The sequence below is a fragment of the Streptomyces sp. V4I8 genome (assembly GCF_041261225.1).
Lineage (GTDB): Bacteria > Actinomycetota > Actinomycetes > Streptomycetales > Streptomycetaceae > Streptomyces.
In genome coordinates, this window is sequence record NZ_JBGCCN010000001.1 from 666,334 (window position 1) to 683,407 (window position 17,074).

The window sequence follows — 17,074 nt, forward strand, 5'->3', positions numbered from 1 at the left end:
CTCAGGCCCCCTTGAGCAGCAGCGACTTGCGGCTGGTGAACTCCGCGTTGGCCCGGTCGTAGTCGTCGGGGCGGCCGATGTCGAGCCAGTAGCCGTCGAACTCGTAGGCGTACGGGGGACGTCCGGCGGCGAGCAGGTCCATCACCAGTTCGTCGAAGCCCAGAGGAAGCCCGGGGGTGTAGTCGCCGAGTGTGGCGCGGGAGACGCCGTAGACGCCCATGGACACCCGGTAGTCGATGCTGGGCTTCTCGGTGAAGGCGACCACCCGGCTGGCGTCCGTGGTCAGCACCCCGAAGTCGATGTGCACCTTGCGGGCGTAGGTGGCGATGGTCAGGGGTGTGCCCGACGCCTCGTGCGTGCGCAGCACGTCGGCGTAGTCGAGGTCGGTGAGGACGTCGCCGTTCATGACCAGGAAGTGCCCGGGCAGCCGGTCGCGCAGGGTGAGCAGGGGGCCCATGGTGCCGAGCGGGCTCTCCTCGGTGGCGTAGTCGACTTTCAGGCCCCACTGGGTACCGTCGCCGACGTAGGCGCGGATGATCTCGCCCAGGTGGCCGATGGCGATGGTGCAGTGGGTGAAGCCGGCCGTGGACAGCTGGCGCAGCACGATCTCCAGGATCGCGTGCTGGTCGCCGATGGGGACGAGCGGCTTGGGCAGCGCGGTGGTGTACGGCCGTAGCCGGACGCCCTTTCCACCGGCCAGGATCACTGCGTGCATGGCGTACCTCCTGCGATACGTGCCGGTCGGGTCAGATGTTGTAGATGCCGGTCTTGTAGCGGGCCAGGTTGGCCGGATCGGTGAACCATCGCGCGGTCCGTGCGAGCCCCTCCTCCAGTGTGTTGCCGGGCCGCCAGCCGGTCGCCTCGGTCAGCCGGGTGGCGTCGGCGACGAGCCGCATCACCTCGGAGTTCGCGGGCCGCAGGCGCGCGGAGTCCTCCTGGACGTCGAGCGGGGCGTCCATGACCTTGCCGATCAGCGCGACGAGGTCGCCGACGGATATCTCCCCGCCGGTCCCGGCGTTGAAGGTGCGGCCCACGACCTGCTCCGCCGGCGCGGTGCCCACCGCGAGGAACGCCCGCGCGGTGTCCTCGACGAAGGTGAAGTCCCGGGTGGGGCGCAGGTCGCCGAGCGTGATGGTGCGCTCCCCGGCCGCCACCTGGCCGATGACGGTGGGGATGACGGCCCGCATCGACTGGCGCGGGCCGAAGGTGTTGAACGGCCGCAGCGTCACCACGGGTGTGCCGAAACTGGCGTGGTAGCTGTCGGCCAGCCGGTCACCGCCCGCCTTCGAAGCGGCGTACGGCGACTGGGTGTTGATGGGGTGGTCCTCGGTGATCGGCACGGTCTGCGCGATGCCGTACGTCTCGCTGGTCGAGGTGTGCACGAGACGCGGGGTTTCCAGGGCGCGCACTGCCTCCAGCACGTTGAGGGCGCCGGTGACGTTGGTGTCCACGTAGCTGTGCGGGGCCTGGTAGGAGTACGGGATCGCGATGAGCGCGGCCAGGTGGTAGGCGCAATCGGCGCCTTCGAGCAGGCCGCGCACCGAGCCGGGGTCGCGTACGTCGCCGAGGACGATCTCGACCTGGTCCAGGACGTCGGCGGGCAGGGTCTCCAGCCACCCGTAGGAGGAGAACGAGTTGTACTGGGCCATGGCCCTCACGCGGTGGCCGGAGGCGACGAGCGCTTCGGTGAGGTGCGAGCCGATGAAGCCTTCGGCTCCGGTGACGGCGGCGAGCGGTGCGGAGGTCAACTCTTGGTCCCTTCGTAGTGGTCGTCGGGCGGTAGGCCGGTGTCCCCGCGCGGGGCGGGTGCCGGTCCGCGGTCCGATGGGAGTCGTTCGCGTGGTCAGGCGTGCGGGGAGGGCCGGCCGAGCAGGCGTGTCGCGCAGGCCGCGAGACATACGGCGGCCACGGCACAGGCCGCCGGCAGCGCGGCCGGACCCGGTGGCAGGTCCAGCAGGGGCACTGCTCCTGCGGTACCGGCGGCGGCCAGGCACAGCACGGCCGGAGGCCAGGCCACCCCGAAGGCCTGCAGCAGCAGGGCGGTCCACAGGACGGCCGCGAGCAGGAGCAGCGAGGCCGGTTCGGAGCCGGTGAGCAGCGCCGCTGGCAGCAGCAGCGCCAGGTATCCGCACAGGCACAGGCCGAGGACGGCGGCCGAACGCAGCCGGAATCCGATGGGCGTGGCGCTGACGCGCAGTGCGGCGACCGACCAGCCGCGGTAGCGGTACAGCAGCCACTCGGCCGGGCCCATGCTCAGGGTCAGGGCGATCACCGCGTACGGCTGGCGGCGGCCCTCCAGCATCACGAGGACAGCGGCGGCGAGTCCGAACAGGCCGTACGGCAGAGACGTACGAAGTCGTGGCCGCGCGGCGTCGGCGGCGGCCGGGCCGGCACGCCCCGCCCACAGGACCCGGGCGGCGGCCAGCAGCGTCGCCAGCAGTGCCGACAGGGGCAACCCGACCCGCAGGGCCCCTCCGGGCTCCCACCACGGCAGTACCGCGGCGCCCGCGACGAGTGGGCTGAGCGCGGCCAGCAGCAGGCGTTCTTGGCCCAGGACGAGCAGCACGCTCGCGCCGGCCAGGTACAGCGACTGGGCGCCCGCGACGGCGACTGCCAGTGCGCTGTCGGCGGGTGGCACGGCGAGGGACGTGGCCGCCGCGGCGCCCAGCAGGGAGCCGGTCAGCAGCGTGCCGGACGCCTCCCGGCGTCCCACCACCAGGCGTAGATGCGCGCGGTGGCCCAACGCCTGTCCCCACGCCCAGGAGGCGATGCCCGCCACGATCAGCACGGGGGCGTGGCGGTCGACCGCCCACAGTGGCGCGGTGAGCAGGTAGGCCAGGGCGGGCAGCGCGAACAGCACGCCGCGCAGCAGGCAGCGCAGGGTGTCGGGCCGCCACGGGTCGGTCGCGGGCGGCGGCTCGGGGAACGTTCTGGGCACCCGCTCGTACAGGGCGGTCGCCAGGGAGAAGAGGTTGGGGTGGCCGTACCGCTCCTTGATCACCGAGGCGGACAGGCCCTCCGCCTCCAAAAGCGCTGCCACCTCGTAGGGATGGACGGCGGGCCCGATGGCGTCGGCGAGTTCGGCGGCGAGCGTGCTGACCGCCGCCTCGTCAGGACCGTGCCCGGGAAGCCGGATCGCGAGCGTGGCGTCGTCCAGGGCCCAGCGCGGGCGGCGGCGCGGCGGGCGGGGTTCGGCCAGCCGCAGGGCGAGGGTGTCCTGCGCCGCGTCGCCGGGTTCGAGGGATATCGGACCGCTCATCGGGTCAGACTCCCCGTGCCGGTGACCGCGGGGGCGGGCAGCACGATTCTGGCGGGCAACTCCGCTTTCCCCGCGGCCAGTTCGTGGTAGATGGCGCGGAACGTGTCGATGGTCTGGCGCAGGGTGAACTGCTCGATCACCCGCAGCCGCGCCGTCTCGCCCATCGCCCGGCGCCGGACGGGATCGCCCAGCAGCTCCAGCGCGGCGGCGGCCATGGCGGCCGGGTCGCGCGGCGGCACCACGAGGCCGGTGTCGCCGACGGCCTCGCGCACCCCGCCGACGTCGGTGGAGACGGTCGCCCGGCCGCACGACATGGCCTCGATCAGGGTGAAGGGGAAGCCCTCGCTGATGCTGGACAGCATCACCACGTTCCCGGCGGCGTAGGCGTCCTTGATGTCGTCGACGCGGCCCTCGAAGGCCACCGCGTCGGCGTGCCCCAGCTCGGCGGCCAGGGCCTCGCAGCGCTCCCGGTACGCCTCTCCGCCCCGGGGTGTGCCGCCGAACATCCGCAGGCGGGCGTCCGGCAGCCGGTCCCGGACGAGAGCGAAGGCGCGGATCAGGGTCTCCAGGTCCTTGATCGGGTCGACCCGGCCGGCCCAGCTCAGGGTGGGGGTCTGCGGCTCCGGTCCGGCCGGCGGGAAGGCGGCGGGGTCGACGCCGTTGTAGACCGTGCGGATGGACTCGGGGTCGGCGCCGCCCTGCTCCTCCCACAGCCGGTTGTAGCGGTTGCCCGGGGTGATCAGTGCCGCCTGGCGGTAACTCTCCTCCGCCAGCAGCCGGAAGAAGCCCAGGATCACCGCCTTGACCGGCCAGCGGTACGGCGCGGTGCGATAGCCGAGGTAGCGCTCGCGCAGATAGACCCCGTGCTCGGTGAGCAGCAGCGGAACCCCGTGCCGCTCACGTGCGGCCAGTCCGGGCAGGACGGCGACGCCTCCGCTGACAGCGTGGGCGACGCCGTCCTGCGGGGGTGGCGCGGCCAGCGGGCGCAGCGCGTGTTCGAGGAGGGCGGTGGCGGTGAGCGCGTCGTGCAGGGTCGGCCGCGCCTCGCGCACGGCCAGCCCGGGGCGTGTCCATACGGCGGTGAGGATCGCGATCGCCGTGTCGCCCCGTAGGAAGGCGCTGAGCTCTCCGCCGGCCGCGGCCCGCGCCAGGGTGTGCAGGGCGGGTGTGAAACCGCCCTCGGCGCCGGGGTCGACGAGCGCGGTCAGGAACCGCTCGTAGGCGTCGGCGAGCCGCCTGCGGGACCGGCCGCGGGGCGGGTGGCCCTCAGGAGGGGCGCCCCACATGGGCACGGACACGACGCCGCGGACATGGCCGGGAAGGTCCCACACGATCGGCTCCCGTCCGGTGCCGGTGACGGCGATGACGTCGAACTCGATGTCGGGCATGCCGGTGACGAGCTGGTCGCACCAGACGCTGACACCGCCATGGCTGTGCGGGTAGGTGCCTTCGGTGAGCAGGGTGACGCGCGCGTCGGAGTTGCGTCGCGCGCCGTGGTGAACGTGCATCGATGTGCTCCACGGCCGAGGTGTGGGGAGGGGTGCCGGTCCCGGCCGCCGACGGCACGGCGCCTGAGCGCGCCGTACGCCGCGGCCGGGACCTCGCGCTGCCGGTGTACCGGTCAGCTCCCCGTGGGCAGGACCGGCTCGGCCACGCCCTCGGGCACGCGGGTGTCGGGTGCCGGGTCGGTGGCGGGCGCGGTACCGCCCGTGCCGGTGGCCGTGGAGGGGGCCGGGGACTGCGGCAGGGTGAGGGAGAGTGGCACGGCGGCCGGGGCCGTCCATGCGGACCGTTCGCCCGCGTACGCCTCGCCGAAGGCGGAGCCTTCCCGTGTGGTGCCCTCGGGCATGGTGGCGGGGACGTCGACTGCGGCAGGACTCTCGATGGTGACGGTGTCGCCGATCCGGTAGGCGGTGACCTGACCGTCCTGCACCGCGGCCGTCCACGAGGCGCGCCGCTTCAGCTCGTTGCCGATGTCCTTCATCCGCAGGTTGACCAGCGGCGTGTTCTGCGCGAACAGCGTGTCGTAGGTGTCGAGCACGCCGTCCAGGACCGGGTAGGCGATCCGGTCCTCGGCCAGGTTGGACTGGTGGATGAAGTGCGGCTTGGGGTCGTTGGCGAGGACGTGGCCGAGGGCGATCTGCCGCTCCAGGGGCACGATGTGCTGCGTGTAGCCGGTCGCCGTGTCGAGCGGCTCGGCCAGGCAGGTCGTGGTGGCCGGGTTGTCCTCGCAGATGCCGCTGCCGCCCTGGGCGCGGCTGGTGTAGATCCAGTTGTACTCGTCGACCTGCTCGGCGGCCCGGCCCGCGTTGTAGAAGATGTTCATCGGGTAGCGCGGGATGGTGGTGGCGGGGCCGACCTGCCGCTGGGCGGGCTCGCGGGAGTTGTCCGAGGCGAGCCAGGTGATGCCGGTGTCGGCGAGGGCGAGCGCCAGGTTGGGGTTGTCGGCGGGCTGCTGCGGCAGCACCTTGAGCCCGGAGTGCTCGCCGGTCACCAACTCGTCGTTGTCCAGCGGCAGTCCGGCCGACTGTCCCCACGCGGTGTTGTGGGCGATCTCGTCGGCGACATCGGTGCGGCTGACCCACTTGGTGCTGCCGTCGGCGTTGGTGGCGCACCGCCACGGCACCACCGAGGTGTCCTGTTCGCAGCCGAGGAAGGCGTGCGTGTAGGTGTGGTTGATCCAGCGGAACTCGGCCCGTTCGGCGACGAGCCGGTCGGCCAGCGGGTCGGCGCCGTTGTTGTCCTCGCGGTGGTCGACGCTGCCGGCACCGTTGTAGGCGAGGTCGAGGGTGAAGTCGCGCTCGCGCTGCCAGGTGACGGCGTGGTCGACGTCGGCGGCCGTCATCCTGATCGGGTCCGGCGTGGCGTTCGGGTCCGTGCAGTCGACGTCGCCGGGTGTGCAGTTGAGCGTGGAGTTCCAGCGGTCGTCGGCCGCGAACACGTCGTCGACGTGTACGGCGAAGTAGTTGCGGGAGGCGCCCAGGTGCACCCCGTCGGTCATCCACTCGACGATGCCGCGGGCCAGCAGCCGGAACTGCTGCTGGTACTGGTTGTAGACGAAGGTGACGACGAGTTCACGCCGCCCGTCGTGCCGGTACTCCCCCACCAGCGAGCCCTGCTCGGCCGTGCCCGGGATCGGCGCCTGCACGTACGGGGTGAAGTCGGCACCGGCCACGGGGGTCGACAGGTAGGCGTAACTCTCGCCGACAGCAGGCGAGTTGTCCTCGAACGGCACCGGCCCGTCGAGGTAGCCGAACGGGCCCGTCCGCCCGGCGTCCGTCACCTGGGCCTGCACCCCGTCGACACTGCCCGAGTAGCCGCCGTACACCGGGTACTGGAGCCCGGTCTCGGGGCGGGCGTAGGTGTACGCGTCGACCTGCGGGATGTCGTGGGCCTGCTCGTACGCCACCAGCGCGGCCATCTCCGGCGAGTCCGCCGCGAACGGGTTGTCGTTGGGCAGCACGACCGCCTGGAACTTGGCGCGGTCCCGGCCGTCCACGGTGTCCGCGAGGTAGCCGGCGTCGATCACGGGGCGGTCGGAGCGCGTGAGGTCGATCTCCGTGTACGGCGTTCCCGCGGTCTCCAGTTCGGCGGCGATGGCGTCGGTGGCCGGGCCGCCGTCGCTCACGACGAGCACCCGCAGGTCGATGCGGGGCGGCGGCGCGGCCGCGGCGTGTGCGGCCGGTACGCCGAAGGCGGCTATGAGCGCGCCCGTCGTGAGCAGGGTGGTGCGTAAGCTCCGCCTCATGCGGTGTTGTCCCCTCCCCGGGCAGGGGTGGGCACAGCTCCGCAGAGCGGACGCACCCCCGCGCGTGACGCCGGCATCCCCCTCAGAGACCGGTCGTCGACGCATCCGTCGCGTCAAATAGTGAGGTATCTGTGGAGCTTTCGTGCACCTGCCGCGCAACCTGACGGAAAAACGCAGGTGCGCCACGCCTCGCCGCTCCGGCCGGACCGTGTGTTCGACTGCGGATCACGGACGCCCGCGCCCTCCGCTTCGGGCTCTGCCGCCCAGGTGGGAGGGACAGACGCCGCCTCCGCGGACCGCTGGGGCACGCCAGTGCGACCGCCACTGGTATGGACCGGTCCGCCGGTCGGCGGCGCGCCGGTTTCAGGTCACCTCCCTGGCCGGGGCGCCGGCCGTCGCGCCTCATGCGCCGAGGACAGGACCGTCGTTGCACGAAGGCATCACTCACGGTCTGCCGGGCAGGTGAGACGTTGTCCGGCTCAGAGGTCAATGTCTCAGGGGGAGCCTTCGTGTCCGCAACCGGAAGTGACGCCACCGCACGAGAGAGCCAGGACGACACCCCGCTGCGGCGGGCCATCGGCCCCAGACTGCTGGTCCTGTTCGTGATCGGGGACATCCTCGGAACCGGGATCTACGCCACCACCGGCCAGGTCGCCGGAAAGGTCGGCGGAGCGCTGTGGCTGCCGTTCGTCATCGGCTTCGTCGTGGCCATCCTGACGGCGGCCTCGTACGTGGAACTCGTCGGCAAGTACCCGAAGGCGGCGGGCGCGGCGCTCTACACCCAGAAGGCGTTCCGGGTCCCGTTCCTCACCTTCATCGTCGCCTTCATGGTCATGTGCTCGGGCCTGTCCTCGGCGAGCGCGGCGGCCCGCGCCTTCAGCGGCGACTACCTCGCCGAGTTCACCGACTTCTTCCCGCCCACTCTGATCGCCGTCCTGTTCATCCTCGCCCTGGCGGCGCTGAACCTGCGGGGCGTCTCGGAGTCCGTGAAGACCAACGTGGTCCTCACCGTGGTCGAACTGACGGGCCTGCTCGTCATCCTCGCCATCGGCGCCTGGGCGGTCCTGTCCGGTGACGGTGAACCCTCGCGGCTCGGCGAGTTCCAGGCGCAGGGCACCGGTTTCGCGCTGATCACCAGCGTGCTGGGGGCGACGGCTCTCGGCTTCTTCGCCTTCGTGGGCTTCGAGGACTCCGTCAACATGGCCGAGGAGACCCAGGATCCGGTCCGTACGTTTCCGCGCGCCATCTTCACCGGTGTCGTCGTCACCGGCACCCTCTACATCCTGGTCGCCCTCGTCTCCTCGCTGCTCGTCGACCACCGCGTCCTCGAAGGCTCCAGCGGGCCGCTGCTGGAGGTCGTCAAGGCCGGCGGACTCGACTTCCCGCCCAAGTTGTTCGCGCTGATCGCCCTGTTCGCGGTCACCAACTCGGCCCTGATCAACATCATGATGGCGTCGCGCCTGTGCTACGGCATGGCGAACGAACGCATCCTGCCGCGCGCCCTGGGCCGCGTCCTCCCCCGCCGCCGCACGCCGGTCGTCGGTATCGTCTTCGTCTCGCTGCTCGCCGTCGGGCTGGTCTCCACCGGGGAGATCGAGGGCCTCGGCGACACCACGGCCTTCCTGCTGCTGTGTGTCTTCGCCGTCGTCAACATCGCCGTCCTCGTCCTGCGCCGGGACCGGGTCGACCACCGGCACTTCCGTACGCCGACCGTCCTGCCGGTGCTCGGCGCGATCACCTCCCTGATCCTTGCCAGTCCGCTCTCTGACCGGCCCGCGAACGTCTACATCCGGGCCGGCGTGCTGCTGGCGATCGGTATCGCGTTGTGGGTGCTGAACAAGCTGGTGCTGCGGGTGCGCGGCGAGGGGTGAACGCGTCCGGTTCCGACCTGGCCGACGTCGCGCCGGAAAGGCTCCGCCACACGTCCCGCTGCGATCGGTCGGGCAGCTCCCGGCTCAGGGGGCCGAGGACCGCGGCCTTCACAGCGCCGCTCGTGTTCCGGGCGGCCGACGCTCCCTGACAGGACGTGAGAAACCCGACGTCCGTACGGTGCAGCACGTTTCGGTGTGGGTATCAGCATCGGATCCGGCAGTGCCGGGTCGGGCGGATGCGACGGGGGCGGAGCGAGTGGCCAGAGAGGCATGGAACGGCAGCGCCGGGATAGAGGCGGCCGACGCGGTGTTCGAGTTGATGAGACGGCTCATCGACAACTTCCGGGACAACCCGCCGGTGACGCCGCTGGTGGTCCTTCAGGCCGGTGAGGAGGACGACACCGGCACCCTGGACCGACGGGTCGCGCAGGTCGTGGAGTTCGTCCGCCAGGGCCATCAGCCGCGGGGGCTGATCGCCACACGGCTGGACGGCGGAGGCGGCGCGGACGCGTACTCGTCGGCGATCGACATGGTGCGCCAGCTGTGCGAGCACCCGTGGGACAACGAGAACCAGTCGCAGTACAAGGCGTTCGGCTTCCCGCGTTCACGGCTGCTGCGGGCCATCGAGCAGGCCGCGCCGGAGGTCGGCGGGGACGTCGGCACGGTGTGGTCCGCCGCGCAGCGCCGCGAACGGCTGATGCGGCGGCTGGCCGAACTGCGCTGGCGGCCGGGCCGTGATCCGGACGGCACCGATGAGGAGCGGCGCGTCTCGGCGCTGACGGACACCGTCGGTGCGGTGGTGAACCCGTCCGGTTTCGTGGGCGCGATGTTCATCGCCTGCCTGAGCGTGCTGCTCGGCGAGGGCGGGTGGCAGACGGCGGTGTGGGGCGGGGCCCTGGCGCTGGCCGGGTTCGGTGTGGTGCACCTGCTGGCGCGCAGCGCCCCGCCGCTGCTGTGGCTGCGCCGGGCCAGCCGGTGGTTCGCGACCACCACCTTCTTGGCGCCTTCGAGCGCCCGGCCAGAGGCCGCCGAATGGTCCCGGTGGCGGCCGACGAAGTCCTGGGAGACGATCCGTGGCCGGGCCTTCGCCGTCGCCCAGCAGGTGGTGGCCGCCCAGGCAGGTGACGCGACGGCCCGTCAGTTCCATCTGGAGCTGCGGGTGCTGGCGCTGCTGGAGGATCTCCGCGAGAACTTCCGGCCCCGGACGCTGGACCTGCGCCGCCGCAAGCGCACGGTACCGCCCGTGGTGTATCTGCCGTGTGCCACCGAGGACGACGGCGGCCTGCTGTTGCTGCGGGCGATCAGCAACATCCGCACCCGCCGCAGCGAGGTGGACCCACTGCTGGTACTGGCCGCGATCCCGGCGGCGGAGCGGCTGCGGCCGCCGGGATCCGAGGATCCGGGGCAGCTCGCCGCACCCCACCCCGACGGGCTCGCGCCGGACGATGCGGAGCGTGCCTTCGCTGCGGACGCCAGGTACCAGGAGTGGGTGACCGGCCTCAACGTCGGCCAGTCCCCCGGGCGGTCGGCCGCGCTGCCGTGGATCCTGTGGATACCGCTGTCCGCCGACGAGCTGCGCCGTAGGCACTCCGCGCAGCACTCCACCACCCGGATCCGCCGTACGGCGGCCTGGCTGCTGTGGTCCAGGCCCTGCCTGGCGGTGGTCCTCGCCGTCGCCCTCGCCCTCGGCTTCCTGGGCAACCGGTGGATGGCCCAGCGCTATTGCGAGGGCCGGCTGATCGGCTCCAACACGGACTCCGTTCTGGTGGCCGGTGAGTGTGTGGGGGTCGCGACCGGGGACGTACGGCTGGCCGCGGGCAACGGTCTGGAACTGTACGGGGCGGGCAAGGGCATCACCTTCGACGCCGTCGAGCAGGCGATCAGGGCGGAGAACGCGAAGATCGGCCCCGCGGACAAGTACGTGACGATCGTCTACGCCGGCCCGGTCACCGCGGCGGACGAGGCCGACACCCGCAAGGGGCTCGAGGAGATCACGGGCGTCTACCTCTACCAGCACTACGCCAACGTCAGCACCCACCAGCCGACCAAGATACGGGTCCTGCTCGCCAACAGCGGCGAGAACATGCTCCACGTACTGCCCATGGCCCGGCACATAGCGGAGCTGGCCCGGCGGGACCGGTCGGTCGTGGGTGTCGTCGGCCTGGGACGCGACACCACGGAGAGCGACGACGCCGTGGAGATCCTCAAGGGTGCGGGCCTGCCCGTGGTGAGCACCACCAACTCCGGCAGCCATCTGGCGCGGAAGCTGTCGAACTGGTTCGGTCTGGCCGCCACCGACGAGGAGGAGGCGAACGCGCTGCTCGTCGTGGCCAGGCAGCTCGCCCGGCGCGAGGACGGTGCCCGGGCCGTGGTGCTGGCCCGCAAGGTCGGCAGCGAGAAGGACTTCTACACGACCGAACAGGCCAGAGTGGGCAAGCAGATGCTGGACCGGGCCGGCTTCGCGCCGCTGCCCTCCCGCTCCTACGGGCTGAGCCCCAACGGCGAACCGGAACTCACCGACCCGGTCGAGGACATCTGCGCGAGTGACCCGGTGCCCAGGGCCCTGTACTTCGCGGGCCGGGTGGAGGACGTACCCAACCTGATGTCCCAACTGGGCTCCACACCCGGCTGCTCCGGCCGCCACATCACCGTGTTCACCGGTGACGACCTGGCCAAGAGCAACTACGACGAGGGCGAGAGTCTGCGCATTCCTCCGGAGGTCACCCTCTACCACTTCGCCCTGGCACCGATGGACCTCGTCGGCGCGGCCGGCTTCTACGAGGACGCCCACCGCGTGCTCGGCGACCTGCTCCCCGCGGGCGCGGCGGCGACCGCACTCGCCGAGCCCGCCCGGCCCTGGAACGACGCCCTCTTCTCCAGCGGTCAGGCGGTACTGGCCTACAGCGCCACCGCGGTGCTCTACCGGGCCTCGAAGAACGGCGACGCCCCGCAGACCTGGGCCGACCTGCGCTGGCGCCCCAACCCGAACCTGCCGGTGGGCACGGTCAGTTTCGCCGGCAGCCAGCCCTACGCCGACCAGCGCGGACACGGCTACAAGATCGTGCGGGTGACCTACCAGGGCCACAAGGTGCGCTCGGTCACCGTGTGCGGGCGGCCGGCCGGCAGCGACGAACCGCTCTCCGCGCCGCCGGGCCGCAAGGACGCGGACCCGGACACGGTGTGCCGCGAGGAGTGATCCCGCCGTCCGGGGTGGGGGCGGCGGCCCGGGGAGAGGAGTGCCGACCTTGTGTATGCTCCGTCTCTGTTCGTGTCGACGGCAGATCAGCGAAAGAGGGAGGTGAGGTTGATGACCGCGCTCACGGCCACCGTGCGCAGTGTCCGGGTCTCCCTCACGTCCCGGGCCGTGGCCTGACCTCGTCCTGTCCGCCCTCGCCGGGAGCGTGAGCTCGCGGGGCGTCCACACGAACACCACTCCGGAACGGATCTTCATCCATCATGCGCAACTGGATTACGCGCGCTGAGACCAGCGCCGACATCCCCGCCATCCGTGACATCGTCCTGGCCGCGTTCGAAACCTCTTTGGAGGCCGACCTCGTCGACACGCTGCGTGCCGACTCCTCCTGGATCGAGGGCCTGTCCCTCGTCTCCACGGGAGAGAACGGCCGTCCCGTCGGCTACGCGCTGCTGACGCGCTGCCACATCGGCGACACCCCGGCCCTGTGCCTGGCCCCGTGCGCCGTCCGACCCGAGCGGCAGAACAGCGGCGCCGGCTCCGCGGCCATCCGCGCCGCCCTCGCAGCGGCCGCGACCATGGGCGAGCACCACGTCGTCGTCCTGGGGCACCCGACCTACTACCCCCGGTTCGGCTTCACCCGCGCCTCCGCCCACGGCATCGGCCTGACCATCGACGTACCCGACGAGGCCCTGATGGCCCTCACCCTGGATGCCGAGCACCCGCTGCCCAGGGGAACCGTCCGCTACGCCGCACCGTTCGGTATCTGACCCACCCGGCGCGGGGCGCGGTACAGCGCCCCGCGCTTCGTGCATGCGGCTGGTCCGTCCCGGGGCGAAGCGCGGCATCTTCGCCACGCTCACGGCGCCCCGCGTCCGGACCCGGACTCTGATGGATCACCTGCGCGCCATCGGCACCCTCAGCCCATTGCGGAGACTCAGCGAAATCGCCGGGCACTGGGGGGGCGGAGAACCCGGTTGGAAGAGCTCCGTGGGCCTGAGGCGAGGAGAGGCATGGTCGCCCCGGTACGCCCTCGCGGACCGCACCCGTCATCGTCAGCTCAGCGTGAGTCCGGAGTCCACGCCGCGACCAAGTCCAAGAGCCCGGGGAAACGGGCGTTGAGGTCGTCGACTCGGACGTGGCTGCGGCGTTCCAGGCCGTACTGGCGCTGGCGGGTGATGCCCGCCTCACGCAGTGCCTTGAAGTGGTGGGTGAGGGAGGACTTGGGACGGTCGAGGCCGAACCAACCGCAAGAATGGTCGAACCGCTCCGATTCCAGGAGGAGTTTGCGCACGATGCGCAGGCGCAGCGGATCGCTCAGCGCGCCCAGCACCACCTCCAGGCGCAGGTCCTCGACCACTGGCTCGGGCAGCGGCTCGGGCAGCCCCGCGGGCTCCGGCAGCACCTTGATCACCGGCACTGGACTCCCCGTCGAAGGCATAAGCAGCTCCTCATGGTCCATATCTATGTACGAGTTCAATCGTACTGCATGTTAAGTTCGACTCAACTCGTACTGAGCGTCCCGGAGGGAGCGACCATGTCGGAGAGTCGAACGGTGCCGGTCAAGGCGGTGAGGGAACAGCAGCGGCCCGCAGCGAGTGAACGGCCGGAGGCGAGCGCCTCCACGGCTCCCACCTGGTGGGTGTGGCTGGCCGCGTGGCCGGTGACCGCAGTCTTCATCCTGTCCAACGCGGCAACCCCCCTGTATGTGCTGTGGCAGCGAGACATCGGCTTCTCCAAGGGCACCCTGACCGTGATCTTCGCCTCCTACATCGTCGGGCTGCTCGGCTCGCTGCTCGTCTCCGGCGTCGTGTCCGACCGGCTCGGGCGCAAGCTCGTCCTGCTGCCCGCACTGGCCCTCGCCGTGGCGGCGTGCGTGATCTTCGCGACCGCCTCAACAGTGGCCGCGCTCGTCGCGGCCCGACTGTTCACCGGTATCGCCGTCGGCGCCATCGTCTCCGCGGGCATGGCCGCCGTGACAGACGTGGCGGGCCAGGACCGCAAGCGGCTCGCCGCCCTGCTCGCCTCCTGCGCGATGGTCTTCGGGGCCGGCCTCGGCCCGCTGCTCGCGGGCGTCCTCTCCGAGACCCTGCCCGCGCCGACAGTCACCGTCTTCCTCGTCGAGATCGTCCTGCTGGCCATCGCGATCCTCGCCGTACTGCGCACGCCCGTACGGCGTCCCGCGACGCGCTCCACGGGCGCCTGGGTGCGCGTGCCCGGTGTACCGCAGGGCACCAGCAGGCAACTCGTCCTGGGGATCGCCGTGTTCGCGCCCGGCATCACCGCGACCTCGTTCGTGCTCTCGCTCGGCCCCTCGCTGCTGTCCGGGCTGCTCGGCACCACCAGCCGGATCGTCGCCGGAGCGATGGCGTTCGTCATGTTCCTCGCCGCCACCGGCGTGCAGTTCGCGGTGCAAAAACTGCGCAGGCGCACCATCCTGACCGCTGGGGCGGTCACCACCACCGTCAGCATGGTGACGCTCATCATCGCCGTGCACATGTCGTCGGTCCCGGTGCTCATCGCCTCCGCACTGCTGGCCGGCGCCGGGCAGGGCATGGGCCAGCTCGGCGGTCTCTCCCTGCTCAACTCCAGCGTGCCGCCTCAGCGGCTGGCCGAGGCCAACGCGGCACTCAACGTGGGCGGCTACGTTCCGGCGGGCATCCTGCCGGTGTCGGCCGGCTACCTCAGCGACGCCGTGGGACTGACCACCGGAGCGACCGTCTTCGGCACCGCCCTGATGAGCCTCGCGGTCATCGGCGGCCTCGTGGTCGTCGCCGACCGACGCCGGGTGCCGGAACCTGCGTGACACGGCCCGGTGCCGGACGCGGCCATCCAAGAGTCCGGCACCGGCAGCCGTACCCGCACGACAGCCACACCGTTTGTCCCCGGCGCACCCGGAACCGGCCGTGGTGCGCCGCTGCTTGCGTACCGCCCGGTACGACCCGGAGCCCGGCGTGCGGCTGCGGTTCTTCCTGGACCTGCGCCAGGACGTCGACACATAGGTCCGCCGCGGACGCCGGCGTTGTTGGTGCCGGCTATGACGGGGCTCCTACGCTGTAGGTTCTCGCGCACGGGTGCCGCCGCCGGGGGCGGAGGGGAGTTTGTCCCACCGGTGGCTGCTTGTGGCCGGGCCCGTGTCAGAACCCCAAGGAGGTCCCGTCTCGCGAAGGTCGCGTTCCGCGGCAGAGGGTTCAGGACCGCTGCGTTGGCGCTGCCCGTCAGACCCGCGGTCAGGGCGGTTGCACCGGCCGTGACGACCGCGACCTTCGCGAGACGGGACCTCTTCGGGGACTTGACTGCCTGGGGCATACGGAACATGCGGTTGCTCTCCGGTGGTTCGAGCCGCGCCTGCGGCTCGGTCATGCCGGCGATCCGGCGTGGCGGGATCGAATCTGGCAGCGGGAGAGTTGACCGGCACTTCGTTTCATCAGGTCGATCAATGCCAGGAAAACTCCTGCGCAGTTGTCCGTCCGAGCGTCACCAGTCGGCCATCAGCACCATATCTCCAGTGGGTTCAGCCCTCTGGGCCGCCACCCCCGCGCCGAGTGACGGCGCTGCGCACCACCCCGGCGGTTCACCGTCACGTGCCGCAGTTGTCACCCGCACCACACCTCGGCCGCCCAGTCCTTGCGCCGCATGCTTCCCAGACGTCGAGCTGCGTCGTCAGGGGAGGTCGGAGATGTTGGTGTCTGACGGAAGCCGGAGCCCGGGTGGCAGTGCCTGCAGCGAGAACTGGGGCGGGTGGGTGAAGTCGGCTGTCTGGGACAAGTCGACGGTGCCGCCGCTGAAGCGGGCGGGCGGTGCCGTGCGGTAGATGGAGGGGAGGTGGTGTTCACCGAAGTTCACTGTGCTGCCGGTGAAGGCCGCGCCTGTGAAGTCGACCGTGCCGTCGGCGAACTCAGCGCCCTCAAAGGGGACTTCGCCTGCCGTGAAGGCAGCGTCTCGGAAGGTCACGTGAGCGCCGGTGAACCGGGCGCTGTCGAAGGTGACCCAGCCGCCGCTGAAAGTGGCGCGGTTGAAGCGGACGGTGCCGCTGCGGAATTCGGCGAGCCGGAAGTAGACGTGGGCGCCTTCGGCGAAGTCGGCGTCGTCGAAGATGATCTGGTCCGTTCCGTGGCCGGCGAAGAGGGTCTTGATGAAAAGGATGTCGCCGCCGGTGAAACGGGCGCCCCGGAAGTCGGCTTCATCAAGGACAGCACCGGTGAAGTCGAGGTCGTGACCCCGCCAGGATGCGGGCGCACCCTCGCGCAGGTGGGCGGCGATGAGTCCCAGGACGGTGACACGTACTTCCCGTTCACGCCGCCACGACGCCAGCGCCTCGTCGTCGGTGGGTGGGTCGGGGGCGTGCGGCATTCTCAGGTAGCCGCACAGCACGTCGATGCACATCTGTCGTTCCTGCGGCCATTCATCGGCGAGCCCTGCCATGGCGTAGGCGCCGGCCATGCGTACGGCCGGCTGGTCTGCCCCGAGCTGTGCAGCTGCGGCGCCGAAGCGTTCGATGAGTGCCTTGTCGTACTCGCGGGCATCGGTGGCTTCGCTGAGATGCTGGCGCCGGTAGGCGACCACGAGGGCAACTACGCCGCCTGCTCCTGCGACAACGGCTAACGCGATCTTGACGGCGTCGTATGTGTCGCTGGGTTTGAGCGGGCCGGATACCTGCACTCGAGGTGCCCCCAGCGCCAGCCAGAGCAGCACTAAGACTGTGGTCGCTGCGGCTACGGCCAGGACCAGTATCGCGACGATATGCAGGCCCAGGGGCCAGCGCATGACACCCCGTGGAGCGGGGTTCGACTCCCTCTCAGTCGCGGTCACAGCCGATCCCACGGACACGTGCCCCAGTCGGCCGCCCAGAGCCGAGGACGATCGCGGTCTCATCGCCGCAACGAGACGACCTCATCAGGGCCTCCCCCCTCTCCTGATGACGACCAGCGTGGCGTACCGCTGACACGTGCACCAGACCACACCGCCTAGTGACTCCCGCATGGACAGTCACCTCGGAATGA

At 71.2% G+C, this 17,074-nt stretch carries 11 protein-coding genes; 4 read left to right on the top strand and 7 right to left on the bottom strand.

Annotated elements, in window-relative coordinates; translation table 11 throughout:
• Position 1 precedes the first annotated feature (1 nt).
• The 5 genes from ABIE67_RS03205 to ABIE67_RS03225 all read right to left on the bottom strand — a co-directional run bounded on the left by ABIE67_RS03205 (position 2) and on the right by ABIE67_RS03225 (position 7,007).
• The gene (locus tag ABIE67_RS03205; protein WP_370252844.1) at positions 2 to 715 is read right to left on the bottom strand and encodes an NDP-sugar synthase; all 714 of its coding nucleotides are present in this window, start codon (positions 713 to 715) and stop codon (positions 2 to 4) included.
• A gap of 31 nt (positions 716 to 746) precedes the next feature.
• The gene (locus tag ABIE67_RS03210) at positions 747 to 1,748 is read right to left on the bottom strand and encodes an SDR family NAD(P)-dependent oxidoreductase (protein ID WP_370252846.1); all 1,002 of its coding nucleotides are present in this window, start codon (positions 1,746 to 1,748) and stop codon (positions 747 to 749) included.
• A 95-nt stretch (positions 1,749 to 1,843) separates the two neighbouring features.
• Complete coding sequence (locus ABIE67_RS03215) at positions 1,844 to 3,259, bottom strand: hypothetical protein (RefSeq protein ID WP_370252848.1); 1,416 nt, start codon at positions 3,257 to 3,259, stop codon at positions 1,844 to 1,846.
• Positions 3,256 to 4,767, bottom strand: coding sequence for a GT4 family glycosyltransferase PelF (gene pelF / locus ABIE67_RS03220; RefSeq protein WP_370252850.1), 1,512 nt, complete (start codon positions 4,765 to 4,767; stop codon positions 3,256 to 3,258). The genes ABIE67_RS03215 and pelF overlap by 4 nt, the downstream gene beginning before the upstream one ends.
• A 113-nt stretch (positions 4,768 to 4,880) precedes the next feature.
• Positions 4,881 to 7,007, bottom strand: coding sequence for a hypothetical protein (locus ABIE67_RS03225; RefSeq protein WP_370252852.1), 2,127 nt, complete (start codon positions 7,005 to 7,007; stop codon positions 4,881 to 4,883).
• 509 nt (positions 7,008 to 7,516) lie between these two features.
• On the opposite strand from ABIE67_RS03225, the gene ABIE67_RS03230 reads away from it, so the two are divergent.
• The 3 genes from ABIE67_RS03230 to ABIE67_RS03240 all read left to right on the top strand — a co-directional run bounded on the left by ABIE67_RS03230 (position 7,517) and on the right by ABIE67_RS03240 (position 12,841).
• Positions 7,517 to 8,878 carry an APC family permease gene (locus tag ABIE67_RS03230; protein WP_370252854.1) on the top strand — a complete coding sequence of 454 codons (1,362 nt, stop codon included), beginning with the start codon at positions 7,517 to 7,519 and terminating at the stop codon, positions 8,876 to 8,878.
• Positions 8,879 to 9,134: 256 nt separating this feature from the next.
• Positions 9,135 to 12,074, top strand: coding sequence for a hypothetical protein (locus ABIE67_RS03235; RefSeq protein WP_370252856.1), 2,940 nt, complete (start codon positions 9,135 to 9,137; stop codon positions 12,072 to 12,074).
• A gap of 260 nt (positions 12,075 to 12,334) precedes the next feature.
• The gene (locus tag ABIE67_RS03240; RefSeq protein WP_370252858.1) at positions 12,335 to 12,841 is read left to right on the top strand and encodes a GNAT family N-acetyltransferase; all 507 of its coding nucleotides are present in this window, start codon (positions 12,335 to 12,337) and stop codon (positions 12,839 to 12,841) included.
• Between the two features lie 290 nt (positions 12,842 to 13,131).
• Here the strand turns inward: ABIE67_RS03240 and ABIE67_RS03245 are convergent, their stop codons facing one another.
• A complete protein-coding gene (locus ABIE67_RS03245) occupies positions 13,132 to 13,512 on the bottom strand; it encodes an ArsR/SmtB family transcription factor (protein WP_370252863.1) in 381 nt (126 codons plus the stop codon).
• Positions 13,513 to 13,608: 96 nt separating this feature from the next.
• On the opposite strand from ABIE67_RS03245, the gene ABIE67_RS03250 reads away from it, so the two are divergent.
• Positions 13,609 to 14,877 carry an MFS transporter gene (locus tag ABIE67_RS03250; protein WP_370252865.1) on the top strand — a complete coding sequence of 423 codons (1,269 nt, stop codon included), beginning with the start codon at positions 13,609 to 13,611 and terminating at the stop codon, positions 14,875 to 14,877.
• An 857-nt stretch (positions 14,878 to 15,734) separates the two neighbouring features.
• Here ABIE67_RS03250 and ABIE67_RS03255 read toward each other — a convergent pair.
• Positions 15,735 to 16,838 carry a pentapeptide repeat-containing protein gene (locus ABIE67_RS03255; RefSeq protein ID WP_370252867.1) on the bottom strand — a complete coding sequence of 368 codons (1,104 nt, stop codon included), beginning with the start codon at positions 16,836 to 16,838 and terminating at the stop codon, positions 15,735 to 15,737.
• Positions 16,839 to 17,074 lie beyond the last annotated feature (236 nt).

Coding starts and splice junctions, on each gene's coding strand:
- ABIE67_RS03255 (WP_370252867.1), bottom strand. CDS start 16,838: ATGCGCTGGCCCCTGGGCCTGCATATCGTCGCGATACTGGTCCTGGCC.
- ABIE67_RS03205 (WP_370252844.1), bottom strand. CDS start 715: ATGCACGCAGTGATCCTGGCCGGTGGAAAGGGCGTCCGGCTACGGCCG.
- ABIE67_RS03250 (WP_370252865.1), top strand. CDS start 13,609: ATGTCGGAGAGTCGAACGGTGCCGGTCAAGGCGGTGAGGGAACAGCAG.
- ABIE67_RS03240 (WP_370252858.1), top strand. CDS start 12,335: ATGCGCAACTGGATTACGCGCGCTGAGACCAGCGCCGACATCCCCGCC.
- ABIE67_RS03215 (WP_370252848.1), bottom strand. CDS start 3,259: ATGAGCGGTCCGATATCCCTCGAACCCGGCGACGCGGCGCAGGACACC.
- ABIE67_RS03245 (WP_370252863.1), bottom strand. CDS start 13,512: ATGCCTTCGACGGGGAGTCCAGTGCCGGTGATCAAGGTGCTGCCGGAG.
- ABIE67_RS03225 (WP_370252852.1), bottom strand. CDS start 7,007: ATGAGGCGGAGCTTACGCACCACCCTGCTCACGACGGGCGCGCTCATA.
- pelF (WP_370252850.1), bottom strand. CDS start 4,767: ATGCACGTTCACCACGGCGCGCGACGCAACTCCGACGCGCGCGTCACC.